Annotated in this window: 12 protein-coding genes; 4 read left to right on the forward strand and 8 right to left on the reverse strand. The window is 43.3% G+C overall.

Annotated features, from left to right (window positions below):
• Nucleotides 1-184: 184 nt before the first annotated feature.
• From bfr (V5298_RS17125) to V5298_RS17135, 3 genes are all read right to left on the reverse strand, one after another.
• The gene (gene bfr, locus V5298_RS17125; protein WP_332932651.1) at nucleotides 185-652 is read right to left on the reverse strand and encodes a bacterioferritin; all 468 of its coding nucleotides are present in this window, start codon (nucleotides 650-652) and stop codon (nucleotides 185-187) included.
• The gene (gene bfr / locus V5298_RS17130) at nucleotides 652-1,128 is read right to left on the reverse strand and encodes a bacterioferritin (RefSeq protein ID WP_332932652.1); all 477 of its coding nucleotides are present in this window, start codon (nucleotides 1,126-1,128) and stop codon (nucleotides 652-654) included. The genes bfr (V5298_RS17125) and bfr (V5298_RS17130) overlap by 1 nt, the downstream gene beginning before the upstream one ends.
• A 117-nt stretch (nucleotides 1,129-1,245) precedes the next feature.
• The gene (locus tag V5298_RS17135; RefSeq protein ID WP_332932653.1) at nucleotides 1,246-2,835 is read right to left on the reverse strand and encodes a cation:proton antiporter family protein; all 1,590 of its coding nucleotides are present in this window, start codon (nucleotides 2,833-2,835) and stop codon (nucleotides 1,246-1,248) included.
• Nucleotides 2,836-3,028: 193 nt separating this feature from the next.
• Between V5298_RS17135 and V5298_RS17140 the strand changes: the two genes are divergently transcribed.
• A complete protein-coding gene (locus V5298_RS17140) occupies nucleotides 3,029-4,657 on the forward strand; it encodes an FMN-binding glutamate synthase family protein (RefSeq protein ID WP_332932654.1) in 1,629 nt (542 codons plus the stop codon).
• A gap of 66 nt (nucleotides 4,658-4,723) precedes the next feature.
• A complete protein-coding gene (locus tag V5298_RS17145) occupies nucleotides 4,724-5,146 on the forward strand; it encodes a universal stress protein (protein ID WP_332932655.1) in 423 nt (140 codons plus the stop codon).
• Nucleotides 5,147-5,152: 6 nt separating this feature from the next.
• On the opposite strand, the gene V5298_RS17150 is transcribed toward V5298_RS17145, so the two are convergent.
• Nucleotides 5,153-5,512: a hypothetical protein gene (locus V5298_RS17150; protein WP_332932656.1), complete on the reverse strand. Its 360-nt coding sequence runs from the start codon at nucleotides 5,510-5,512 to the stop codon at nucleotides 5,153-5,155.
• A 489-nt stretch (nucleotides 5,513-6,001) separates the two neighbouring features.
• On the opposite strand from V5298_RS17150, the gene V5298_RS17155 reads away from it, so the two are divergent.
• On the forward strand, nucleotides 6,002-8,989 hold the full coding sequence (locus tag V5298_RS17155) for a TonB-dependent receptor (protein WP_332932657.1): 2,988 nt from the start codon (nucleotides 6,002-6,004) through the stop codon (nucleotides 8,987-8,989).
• A 67-nt stretch (nucleotides 8,990-9,056) separates the two neighbouring features.
• Here V5298_RS17155 and V5298_RS17160 read toward each other — a convergent pair whose 3' ends face one another.
• Nucleotides 9,057-10,328 (reverse strand): DUF945 family protein, encoded by a 1,272-nt coding sequence (locus V5298_RS17160; RefSeq protein ID WP_332932658.1) that lies wholly within the window; start codon nucleotides 10,326-10,328, stop codon nucleotides 9,057-9,059.
• A 72-nt stretch (nucleotides 10,329-10,400) separates the two neighbouring features.
• Nucleotides 10,401-10,766 carry a hypothetical protein gene (locus V5298_RS17165; RefSeq protein WP_332932659.1) on the reverse strand — a complete coding sequence of 122 codons (366 nt, stop codon included), beginning with the start codon at nucleotides 10,764-10,766 and terminating at the stop codon, nucleotides 10,401-10,403.
• A 323-nt stretch (nucleotides 10,767-11,089) separates the two neighbouring features.
• Between V5298_RS17165 and V5298_RS17170 the strand changes: the two genes are divergently transcribed.
• On the forward strand, nucleotides 11,090-11,623 hold the full coding sequence (locus tag V5298_RS17170) for a peroxiredoxin family protein (RefSeq protein WP_332932660.1): 534 nt from the start codon (nucleotides 11,090-11,092) through the stop codon (nucleotides 11,621-11,623).
• Nucleotides 11,624-11,682: 59 nt separating this feature from the next.
• Here V5298_RS17170 and V5298_RS17175 read toward each other — a convergent pair whose 3' ends face one another.
• A complete protein-coding gene (locus V5298_RS17175) occupies nucleotides 11,683-12,102 on the reverse strand; it encodes a MerC domain-containing protein (RefSeq protein WP_332932661.1) in 420 nt (139 codons plus the stop codon).
• 133 nt (nucleotides 12,103-12,235) lie between these two features.
• Nucleotides 12,236-12,567, reverse strand: a 332-nt coding sequence (locus V5298_RS17180; RefSeq protein WP_332932662.1) for a tyrosine-type recombinase/integrase, incomplete at its 5' end; no start/stop codon positions are given.

Here is a 12,567-nt window from a genome sequence, read left to right on the forward strand (position 1 = left end):
ATCCCCGTGCTGGTGGAAGAAACCCAACCGGGAGAGTGGTCTGGCTGGTTTATGTTAGGCAGTTGCAGTGAGCCACAAATGCATTGGCAAATGTTGTTAAATCTAAAAGGGGAAGCCGACCCCAAAATACTGATATTTACCACAGACACACATTCATAGGGGAATGTGTGTCTGTATTTATCAATCACATTTGCGATTGCATATAAAGCGGTAAGCCTAATCGCTTGATCAATCCTAGTTGTTGCTCTAACCAGTGGGCATGGTCCATCTCAGTATCATCAAGCAATACAAGTAGCATGTCCCGGGTGACATAATCTCGCTCGACTTCACATAACGCCATCACTTCTTTTAGTTTTGCATCAACTTCATATTCAACACGCAAATCGCTTTCTAACATGGCGGGAACATCTTCACCCACTTTAAAACCCGTGCGTGTTTGCATGTCCGGAGTGCCTTCTAAAAACAACATGCGTTCAATAAGTTTAGTGGCATGACCTTTTTCATCATCAAACTCATGATTGATGCGTTCGTATAACTTGGTTAATCCCCAGTCGAGGTACATCTGGGAATGAATGAAATACTGATCCATTGCCGCAAGTTCATAGGACAAAAGTTCATTAAGGGCATCGATAATTGCCTGATTGCCTTTCATTATTCATCCCCTTCTATTTGACGTAGTAAATAATTTTCTAAACCCATGGTGGCAATTTGATATTCCTGGGTTTCTATCCAATCTAAGTGTTCTTCTTCATATTCCAAAATATCTTCAAGAAGATCACGGCTAACGTAATCCTGCTTTTCTTCACACAGTGCAATGGCCTGCTTGAGTAAAGGCATTTGCTCTAGCTGGAAGCGACTGTCGCACTGAAGCATTTCTACGGTATCTTCGCCAATATACAGCTTGCCTAACGCTTGTAGATTAGGAAGCCCTTCGAGAAAAAGGATACGTTCAATAATCGCATCCGCTTGCTTCATATCTTTTATCGATTTTTTGTAATTTTTCTCGTTAAGCTCACCAAAGCCCCAATTTTTAAACATTCTTGCATGAAGAAAATACTGATTGATGGAGGTTAATTCACTGGTCAGTACGTCGTTCAGCATTGTGATGACGTGTTTATCACCTTTCATAATGTGCCCCTTTATTCATATGACCAGTAGGATAGCTCAAACCTTGATCTTAATCAAAAAAATCTTTAAAAAACAATGACATGAAAATGATAATGATTCATATCTTGTCCTTGCTTCCTATTGGGTATCAGGCTGCTCATACATCGTATTTACGTAAGCTAATGATTCTTCGGCGAAACCAAGACCAGCTTCAGTGAAAAAGTTAAATACCTTATCCACACCTTGCTGTAACAAGGCGGGCACTTCGTCTTCATAGCGCGCTATAGCGGCGATTTTACCTTTAAAGCCGCAGAATTTAAGCTGTTGGGTGATATTTGTAGCGTCTTCGATAGAAGGTAAAGCCAACAAGATCAGTTTTACACCGGAAATGTCAATATTCTGCCACAAGTCAATATCTTCACCGTCGCCGCATATGACGTTAAGCCCTTGTTCCTTTAGCATTCGAATTTTGCTTTGGTCCGCATCCATGCCCCAAACTCTATCACCGGCCAAGCTATGCAGTGAATTAAACGCACCTAATCCTACGCGTCCCATCCCAATGACGAGAAATTCTGCTTGGGAAACAACAGGGTAAAGGTCCCCCGGTAACCGTTCCTTGCGTTCAAAACGCATAATATAGGATTTGATATCAAGATAGAACGCATGGCTCGAGCGGTAGGAGATACTGGTGATGACAAAAGAAAAAGACACGGCCAAGGCGAGGATCACCAACCAACGGGGTTCTAAAAATCCCTGGCTCACTGCTAAGGCACCGATAATCAGTCCAAATTCACTGAAATTACTCATTATCAGTGATGTGAGATAATTGGTGCGTACCCGTAATTTTAATACCGCAAACAGTCCAAAAAATAGCACGAGTTTGATAATGATAAACACGCATAAGATCACGGCGGCCATAACCATTCCGAAATCCGGTAGGGCGGTAAGCCCTATGGATAAGAAAAAGCCAATAAGAAACAGATCTTTAAAACTGAGCAAAGACTTTGACAATTCCGTTGCTTTAGCATGCTTTGCAAGCATGATCCCCATAAGTAGTGCGCCAAAATCACCTTTGATGTTTACCAGTTCAAACAGGTGATAGCCGCCTAATGCAAACACCACACCGGTTAGGGGTAATAATTCACCATGGCCGGAGCGGTCGATAAGTTTGTTGAGAAGGGGAAGCAGAGGAATAATCGCCAGCAGTGCAAATGCCCACACAGACGGTAATTTTCCGGTGGCGGCCACTAAAAATAAAACGGCGAAGACATCTTGCATCACAAGAATGCCAATGGCCACCTTGCCATGGCGGGTTTTCGCTTCACCACTTTCTTCAAGTACCTTAAATACACACACCGTACTGCTAAAACTTAAGGCAAATGCAATCAGCATGGCGCTGGGAAAAGACAATATGCCCATAAATGAAGAAAACAGAGTGGCGATGCCGTAGAGCGCCACTGAAATCACCCCAATCCAAATCAACATATGGCCAGTACTGCATAGCCATACTTCACGTTTACTGAGATCTTTAACATTCAATTTAAGACCAATACAAAACAACATTATCGTGATACCCAGATCGGCGATTTGCTGGAGTTGATCGGTCATGGCATAACCTAATCCGTTAAGAACAAACCCCGCAATCAAAAATCCCACTAACGGGGGAATGCCAATCAGTTTGACGGAGAGACCACAGATAAAGGCAAAGAGAAGAAATAGATAATCCATTAATTACAGCTCAAATAAGTAAGTTAAAGCACTCGCTCCAAGGATGCTTGAACACATCTGTTTTGTAAATCCTTACACGAAAACTATTCAGTGCTGTTGTTCGTAACAAAATTGATGCAGTTCACCCCGTTGATGATCTTCTTTAATGTAAAATACATAACCTACAACTGTTCGCAGAAAAAAAGAGAAAAGAATGCATCATCGGATCATTTACACATTACTTGCCATTGTTGTGGTTAATTTGCTGTTATGCCTTGCGGTGTCGGGGTTTATCTGGCTTTTACCCATCACCTTGCTATGCCTTATCACTGCCATTTATGACGCCAATCAATGTCATCATTCTATTTTAAAAAACTTTCCCCTTATCGGCCGTGGCCGCTGGATAATTGAAGGTTTACGTCCCTTTATTCAACAATACATTTTAGAATCAGATACTGACGGTAAGCCCATTAGCCGTATGCATCGCGCAATTGTTTACCAACGCGCAAAAAATGTGCTCGATAGTTCGCCCTATGGCACCCAGGTTGATACTTATCAAGCTGGCTATGAATGGATTGGCCACTCCCTTTCGGCCATGGAAATTGATGAAATGGATGAAAACCCCCGTGTCACCATTGGCGGGCCATTTTGTACCAAGCCCTATAAAGCTAGCATTCTAAACATATCAGCCATGAGTTTTGGTGCACTAAGTGCCAATGCGGTAAAAGCATTGAATATCGGTGCGTGTAAAGGCGACTTTTACCACAATACCGGTGAGGGCGGTTTAACATCTTATCACCTTGAAAATGGGGGCGATGTGGTTTGGCAAATCGGCACGGGATATTTTGGGTGTCGACATGAAGATGGCACCTTCAATGCCGAGGCATTTGCACAAAAAGCCACCCACGACAACGTGAAAATGATCGAGATAAAACTGTCTCAAGGTGCCAAACCTGGTCATGGCGGTATTTTACCTGCGGACAAAAATACCCAGGAAATTGCTAACGTACGGGGAGTGAAAGCGGGGACCCAAGTGAATTCCCCACCACGGCACACGGCATTTTCTACGCCCCTGGAAATGATGGATTTTATAAAGCAATTACGTGAAATGAGTGGGGGCAAACCAGTAGGATTCAAACTTTCAATTGGTAGAAAAAGCGAATTCATTGCTTTGTGTAAAGCCATGGCAAAATCGGAGATCTACCCTGATTTTATTACCGTGGATGGCGGGGAAGGTGGTACCGGTGCGGCTCCTTTAGAGTATGCAAACTCCATTGGTTTTCCCCTGCGTGAAGCACTGGCATTTGTTGATGATTGTTTAATGGGGTTTGATCTGCGCCAACACATCAAAATCATCGCTTCGGGTAAAGTCATCACCGCGTTTGATATTGTGAAAAACCTCTGTTTGGGGGCAGATCTTTGCAATTCAGCTAGAGGCATGATGCTGGCGTTAGGCTGTGTGCAGTCCTTATCTTGTAATACTAATCGCTGTCCTACCGGCGTAGCCACCCAAGATCCCGCCCTTGCAAAAGGGTTAGTTGTCGCAGATAAAAGTGAGCGGGTTTACCAATTTCACAGTAAAACCGTGAATGCCTTTATGGATATATTGTCATCTACCGGACATAGTTCCCATAACAGTTTAAATCGCACCCATATTTTCCGTCGTATTAATCATGCCGAAGTGCGCCGCTATGATGAAATTTTTCCGTTAGTGAAACGGGGTGCCTTGCTAGGGGAGAATATCCCAGAGGCATTTAAACTGCATGTTCAAGAAGCCAGTGCAAAGAGCTTTATGCCTCAAAGCCATTTGGCAAGAATCGAAGAGGAAACAAAAGCGGTTTAATGTTGATGTTAATCAACATGGTAAATAATGCTTGCACTATACTGATGGATAACAAAGGAGCGAATTATGAAAAGTTACGAATCCATTCTGGTGGCTGTAGACATTTATTCAGACTATGAACCTGTGATTGCCCGTGCTTTAAATATTGCCGGTACTGACATGAAAATAAACCTTATTTATGTAGTGTATCCGCAAACTAGTATCGAGCCTTACGGGTTATTCCTTGAAACTGATTATTCCGATGAAATTTGTGAGCAAGCAAAGACACGTCTTCGAGACATCGCTACTCAGCATGGCATTGAGCCCACCAATACCCATGTGGTGGTGGGCGCGGCCGCTGATGAAATTCATGATGCGGCGGAACGGCTAAAAGCGGATCTAATCGTCATTGGCACCCACGGAAGAAGTGGAGTGCGTTTATTACTCGGCTCTACCGCCAATGCTGTCATGCACGGTGTGAAAGTGGATGTGCTGGCGGTGAAGGTTTAATTAGGCTTAAAACGAGGCCGCTTTTTCCCCCGCTGGGAGCTGTGCATTTACCATCTCGGTAATAGTGCTTTCTATTAACTTGAGATGAGAATGGTGCAGCTTCGTTTTTTGTACGTTTGTAAACCCCACCGTTTGTAGTTCGAGATCATCACCCGAACTACTAACCCGTATGTAGGTTTCATTGTCACTGTTAGTGATGGGTACGCGAATATATAAGGGTTCGTTGTGGGTTTCTAAATACTGGTAGGCGGCATCTTTACTTGAAAAAGGGGCCTTTTTTTCAGGTTGTAATGTCCAGTGATTCGATTGCTGTAAGATTTCAATCAATAATTTCGCGTGTTTTGTTTCAATTTCACAAGTCATCATTCAATCCTCTGTCATCATTATCGTATTTGTAGCTACGCCGCAAAGACGTAAATAGTTCGAACTGAACACCTCTTATTTCATCAATTATTGTAAAGACCCAATAATTTAGAATAATTAATTTTTCATAAAGAACATCTGCTTCTTGGTTGACTCTCTAACGATCTTGACAGCGATTTACATATTCCTTTCATTCTTGCACGTATAGCCTTTGTCTATGATGCGAACTTTCAGATAGTCTCAAAAGTGCCTAATTACTTGTGTGTTAACCAGTTGACGTCCTTTATTGTTGCGGATTGAAGGGGGTAATCATAGCAATGGGCAGACTTAGGAAATGCAGTGAAAATGTCACTTTCTTACATAAAATATTACAGATATTTGTGTTTACGTGAAAAAACTATTCTTGACGATATCCTTACCTGGCTGTTAAATGAGTAAATATAATAAAAAAAATATTTAAAAAATAACCAGAACAACACAACAGGTATCACTATGAAAAAGGAAAGAGCACGTTTTGCTGCTTGCTATCTCAGTAAGCAAGTTCGTCAAGCTTGGAACCCCGTTAACGTTATTGCTCCAATCTGTCTAGCAACAGCCGTATTGTCCTCACCGGCAATGGCACAGCAACAAACAGGGAGTATTAGAGGCCAAATTGCAGCCGGAGACGGAACAACCAGTGTCGCTGGCATAGAAGTCACTGCCACCAGTGCGGTTATGCCAAAACCCCGTACAGCGACGACCCGTGAAGACGGTTCCTTTATTATGCCGTTTCTGCTGCCAGGAGAATATACGGTGTCCTTTGCATTACCGAATGGACAGACAAAAGAGTTTGCTACCCGGGTAATGCTTGAACAAGCTTCCGCCATTAACTTTGTATATTCGCCCGATAATACCGAGGTGATCACCATTACGGGTAGTCCGTTTGTGACCACCGGTAACTCCTCATTAACCAATTCATTTGGTGCGGATGTGATCCAGTCTTTACCGACGGGGCAAACCTATCGCGACATGCTAAAAATATTGCCCGGCGTGGAATATTCAGAAAACAGTACCTTGGGGCCATCAGCTGGGGGCTCTGGTGTCGATAACAGTTATGGCTTTGATGGTGTGGATTTGTCCATGCCTATGTTTGGTAACTTGTCTTCCGAGCCATCCACCCACGATATTGCGAACGTATCGGTGGATCGGGGGGGTGCAAAGGCCATTGGTTTTAACCGCTCTGGTGGTTTTTCTGTCAACTCGGTGTCTAAATCAGGAACCAATGAATTTCACGGCAGTTTAGAATACCGTATTCAGCCATCGTCTTTTTCTGCTACTCCTAAAGGTGGCGTAATACAAGACACGGATCAAACCTGGATTGTGGGCTCAATCAGTGGTCCACTTATTGAAGATGAACTGTTTTTCTACGGTTCATTTTATCGACCCGAAGTGGAAGGTAGCAGCAAAACCACCGTCTATGGACCAGCCAAAGACTATAACAGCGAACGTAATGAATACTTCGGAAAGTTAACCTGGGCACCTACCGACGACATTTTACTTAATGCCAGCCTACGTGATTCAGAACGCACGGTAACCGGTTCGTCAATTGGTGAATATGAAACCGATTCTGTGTCTGTTGGATCCGAGTCCAACCTGAATATTTACTCTATTGATGGGTCTTGGTTACTGGGTGACTCGAGCATCTCCTTTAAGTACGGTAAATATGAAGAAGACTTCATCGATACGCCGGATACGGAGTTAACCGGTGTTACACCTGTCATTGGGGATTCACTGGATATTACCCGTTTAGATGAACTGGGTTATTTCAGTGTGCCGAGTTTGCGCACCGGTGATGATTTAACCGATGAAGATTTACAGTTTAATGCCGGCGCCATTGGCCTTATTGAAAGCTATGGTTATATCGATGATGACGGTTCTTACGCTGGTGGCGGCGGCGTCGGTGCCTATTCGCAGTATAACCGTCAGTCCTTTGAGCGTGAAAGTTTTGAACTGGCTTTTGATACGGAAAAAATGTGGGGCAATATGTACCACACCATTCATGTTGGCGCAAAATGGTCTGAAATTTCAGAAGAGCTGGCCCGTTTATCAAATGGTTGGGGAACCATTAGTTATGTGGGCGGTGTTGATGATGAATATCCTGGCGCATACTATGTGGCGTCGGTTCAGCAGATGAGTTTAGCGGTGGATGGCGAAGTGACGCCAGCTATCATTTCTTCTTCTGAATCTTATAACTTTGAAATTAACGATACCATTGAGCACGGTGACTTTACCTATAACATTGGTGTCTTGGTATCCAAAGATGTGTATTACGGTCAAGGCCTAAAAGCGAATAGCAGCAATGTTTCTGGTTATGAATTAGCGCCGGGTCACAAATACAAAATGTATACAGTGGACTGGAAAGACATGATCCAACCCCGTTTAGGTGTAACGTGGGAATATCAGGATGAAAGTACTGTATTTGCCAACTACGCCAGCTATAACCCTAATGCCAGTTCGTTAGCCCGAGCCGCGTCTTGGGACAGAAACTCCCGGGCAACCATCGAAGTGCAGTTTGATGAAGATGGAAACTATCTCACTTCGGGTGCTAAAGCTGGATCATCCGGTAAATTCTTTGCAGATAATATGAGTCCTCGTCGCATTGACGAATATACCATCGGTGCCACACGGGCAGTCAGTAATAACTTAATGTTACGCTCACATGTTCGCTTCCGTTACGGCAGCCACTTCTGGGAAGATATGCCCAATGATGCCCGTTTATACGGTGATTATGAAGGCGGATCCGTACCTGATAACATCGCTGATCGCGGCTTATACATTGACAACCTCGATGAATTAAGAGAGGAAGTAGGTGGTTCTTCTTACGTGGTAGCCGAAGTTGACGGTGGTCAGACTAAATACTGGGAATGGAGTACAGAGGCAGAATGGTTCGGTGAACGGACTTACTTAAACGCTTCCTATACTTGGAGCCATTACTACGGTAACTTTGACCAAGACAACACCACATCTGGTAACGATGCCAATACCTTTATCGGCTCATCCTACTATGGAGATGGTAAGGGACGTATGCCATGGGATAACCGCTACGGTAATCTTATTGGCGATAAGCCCCATAAGGTAAAAGTCTTCGGTTATTACACCACCGACTGGGATGCGAATATTGGTGCTTACTTTATTTTCCAATCCGGCGAAGCCTGGACTGCTTGGGATGGTACGGTTTACGGTTATTCATCTAGCACAAGCCGTTATGCCGAGCCCGCGGGAAGTCGTCGTGGTGCCAGCCATTGGCAGGTCGATTTGAACTATACCCAAGATTGGAATATTAGCGATTACACGCTGAAATTCCGAGCGGATGTGTTCAATGTCTTTAACAAGCAAACGGGTTACAATTACGACCCGTATGTAAGTAACGAGACCTTTGGTGAGCCACGCTCCTACTATGATCCCCGCCGCTTACAATTGTCTGTGACAATGCAGTTCTAAACGCTCAGTCGTTCTAAAAGTAATAAAAAAACCGCCAGAATTGGCGGTTTTTTTGTTTTAATTGTATTTAGAACTGTTGCAGGACATTACCATTTGCACTCAAGGTTCTGTCTTTAATGGTAATTTCAGTGGTGTAATTTCCTTCAGCGTCTTTTTCCGCCATACCCATTTGCGAATATTGGTCGAGCATTGGGACAAGTTGGGGAAGGGCAGTGGAGACTTCCTTACCTACGTTGCCGTTAAGAAAGGCATTAGATTTTGCAGCAATCTCTCCGGTATCAACATCTTCGGCGGTAAATTGATCAAAGGTAATTTCACCTTTGATGGAAACCGGCACGTTATTTACCGATGCTGAAAAGTTATCGATGGCCAAACCGGGTTCATTTTTACCTAACTCATTGAGCATTTCGGTCAGCATGTCTTGTTGTTCAATGAAGTTGCCTTGAAATGAATTCATCATCTCCAACGCTTTTTCACTTAGACCATATAATCGGATATCGGTATGCAATTGGGCAATATCTATGGGTAAAGCACCACCGCCTATGGACATATCCGATGAAGTAGCCACATAACGCACGTCGTATTTACCTGTTTCATATTCATTCGTGTTACTCGTGACATTAATGGCTTTGGCTGAAAATGATTCACCATCAGCGGTATTAAATACCATGTTGTCAATGGATACTGTAGATGTGCCAAGGTAGGTGATCCCCGTTAACCGTGTCATGTCGCCGTTAACATTAACGTTGTCAATATCGATTTGGGTAAGGCTATCGTTAAACGTCATGCCGCCCCAATTCATCTGCGTATTCAAGGATTCAAACGCTAAATCAGAATTGGAAGATAAGGTCAGCGGGGCAACTTCTAGCGGTGTACCGTCGTTTTCTACGGTAAAGCCATCGGTATTTAGATAACTGGAAACTGAATTAGTCAATGGACTAAACGACCAACCCGCCTGATAGGTAAACCCTTGGAGTTTTTCAACAAATTCATCAGGCAGTGTGCCTTCAGGTAAAGAAAACTCATTTTCACAGGACATATAAAAAGGATAAACACGACAAAGATTACTGATGGTGATGTCAAAGGATTCTGCATAAAGAGCAGGCATGTCCATTTGATCGAAAAATTGCTCAGTTAACGTTAGCGTGTATTCGTCTTCAATACGGGTGAAGGAAGCGGCGATGGCATTTTTTTCCAATTTAATACCCATGTTGCTGTAGGTGTCAGCGTTGCGGGTGAGGGCATCTGTAACTGAAGATTCATAGGCATTCTGGGTAAACCACATACCAAAGACTGCTACCGCAGAAACACCTGCGATGACGACTATCCCTTTTTTCATTCTACTTTCCTAATTTGAATATACCCCTAGACTTAAAGAACCTAGGGAAATGAGTAAACGCGTTAGCTAAAACTAGTAACACGACTGTGTGATTTGTGTATACAACTGGGTTTCCATGTCCCGAACGTGTTTATAAAACGCATTGGGTTCATCACCTTTATGCATACCATCTACGGTCATTGCATAACCTGATATCTTTCCATCAAGTGTTTTATTTAGCATACGTACCTGATAATCATCCATCTGAAAATGAAATACAGCATCAGAATCAGATTTAAAATCACTGACAAATGGCTGCGTTTCAATTGTGCTGGCAATGCAGTTGGCTGACACCGGTTTTGTATACACCCGGTCTAAGCCTGCCATATTATTTTCTGGCTTACAGGCCGAAAGCTGTATAGCAACAAAAGCGAATGGAATGAATGCTAAATATTTCATGGTAAAGCCACTATGAAAAAGACTGCTATGATCCAAATTACAGGGAGGTTAGTCAACCACTAACCGCGCTACCAGGCGCTTTTTTCAAAAAAAGTGTGATCATTATAAAGTGAACCAAGAAAATAAGGTTACGCGTAACCAATTGAAGCATAATTTAACGTAAAATCAATTAATTAAGTATGGGTAAAATCTGCTGATTGTCTCTTGCCGTAGCTACTTTAACGGTATTGAGCTTAAGGTAAAGCCAATAATTAAACAGTTTTATCGGCTATCTACAAGGATGACACAGGGTAACAACCGGTAAAATAATCAATGAGGTGTGTATGTCATCTAAGATAAATGCGGGAGATTCGTTTCCTACAATTAAGGTTACCAATTACGATGGTAGCGAAGTGATCCTGGGAAATCCCCGTAATGGTTGTTCATGGCAAGCGGTTTTTGTCTATCGCGGCCAGCACTGTCCCATCTGTACTAGTTACCTTGGTGAGATTTCAGATTATACAGAAAAGTTCGCTGATGCTGGGGTGGATATTATTGCGGTTTCTGCCGATTCCCAGGCGCAGTTACAAAACCATCTGGAAGACATTTCAATCAACTACCCCGTTGCTTATGGGTTAACAGAACAACAAATGAAAGCATTGGGACTGTATATTTCAACACCCCGATCAGAAAAAGAAACCGACCACAATTTTGCAGAGCCGGCATTATTTGTGATTAACGAAAAGGGACAAGTGCATATTGTTGAGATTGCGAATGCACCTTTTGTGCGTCCTAAATTGGACACCTTAGTAAGTGGTTTAGCCTTTATTAGAAATCCGGATAACGATTATCCCATCCGAGGCACTTTAGTTTACTAATTGGACTTAATTGGGATAGGGCTCCTGGGGGAGCGCAAGCTGCGTTGACTCCAAGAGCGCTACTCAACAATAGCGCTTTGAGAGCACTCACAATTGTCCTTATCGTTTTTTCGGCAGTACCAGTAATTGAGACTGTGTCCCACCGCGACAAATATAGAGCCAGTAACGGTTAATATCTTCTCACCCATTTCACCGACTTGTTGACCAGTAAAAACAGCCAATATAAGTAACGTAAGACCAGCTGTAACAATGCCTACCAAGGGATACTTTTTGTGTTTCCGGCACCCGTGTATAAGGGCTAAAATACTGCAGGGGATTACTGCAATCACCATCCACATATGAAAACGTTCGTCATCAAGTCCAAGTGATGCCAGGGCAGGAACCATAGTTAATAAAAGCGGCAAAGCCAGACAGTGTACGGTGCATGCCATAGACAAACCAATAGATAATTTATCGGTTAACGTCTGAGTTTTTATCATGGGCAAAGATCCTGTGAAAACGCGAAAACAAAGCAAAAATGGCAACGAAAATATCGGCCACCAATACAATGGGCCTATAATGTTATATTATAACAAATACTGAGGTAAATGAACAACAGCGAAAAGGTTGCTATTAGCGCCTATTTTTTCGTGCTAATTTAGCCATACCACCACGATTCACGTTCGCCTGCCGGCTATAATGGCCTGGCATCTCCGGTGAGACCCAGCCGCCAGCAAGTTGCAGTTCCGGCAAGGTGGCACCATCTTCAGCTAAAGAAACCGCGCCACCTACGCGGCCACTATGGGGAGTAATGTTTTCTTTGATCCCTGCCTGTTTGGCAATGCGTTTCCAAACCCGATAAATACTGGAGTATTCCAACACGATGGCTGCGTTGCCTGATTGTTCTTCATCGTAAGGGAGCAGGGCATGACCACGGTTAGATACACGTCGGAATAAAATACCTT

This window comes from Alteromonas sp. 14N.309.X.WAT.G.H12, assembly GCF_036697315.1.
Classification (GTDB): Bacteria; Pseudomonadota; Gammaproteobacteria; order Enterobacterales; family Alteromonadaceae; genus Alteromonas.

Bases quoted from the DNA above. Each gene is read 5' to 3' on its own strand.
- bfr (WP_332932651.1), bottom strand. From the start codon at position 652: ATGAAAGGCAATCAGGCAATTATCGATGCCCTTAATGAACTTTTGTCC.
- bfr (WP_332932652.1), bottom strand. From the start codon at position 1,128: ATGAAAGGTGATAAACACGTCATCACAATGCTGAACGACGTACTGACC.
- V5298_RS17155 (WP_332932657.1), top strand. From the start codon at position 6,002: ATGAAAAAGGAAAGAGCACGTTTTGCTGCTTGCTATCTCAGTAAGCAA.
- V5298_RS17140 (WP_332932654.1), top strand. From the start codon at position 3,029: ATGCATCATCGGATCATTTACACATTACTTGCCATTGTTGTGGTTAAT.
- V5298_RS17170 (WP_332932660.1), top strand. From the start codon at position 11,090: ATGTCATCTAAGATAAATGCGGGAGATTCGTTTCCTACAATTAAGGTT.
- V5298_RS17135 (WP_332932653.1), bottom strand. From the start codon at position 2,835: ATGGATTATCTATTTCTTCTCTTTGCCTTTATCTGTGGTCTCTCCGTC.
- V5298_RS17175 (WP_332932661.1), bottom strand. From the start codon at position 12,102: ATGATAAAAACTCAGACGTTAACCGATAAATTATCTATTGGTTTGTCT.
- V5298_RS17160 (WP_332932658.1), bottom strand. From the start codon at position 10,328: ATGAAAAAAGGGATAGTCGTCATCGCAGGTGTTTCTGCGGTAGCAGTC.
- V5298_RS17165 (WP_332932659.1), bottom strand. From the start codon at position 10,766: ATGAAATATTTAGCATTCATTCCATTCGCTTTTGTTGCTATACAGCTT.
- V5298_RS17145 (WP_332932655.1), top strand. From the start codon at position 4,724: ATGAAAAGTTACGAATCCATTCTGGTGGCTGTAGACATTTATTCAGAC.
- V5298_RS17150 (WP_332932656.1), bottom strand. From the start codon at position 5,512: ATGATGACTTGTGAAATTGAAACAAAACACGCGAAATTATTGATTGAA.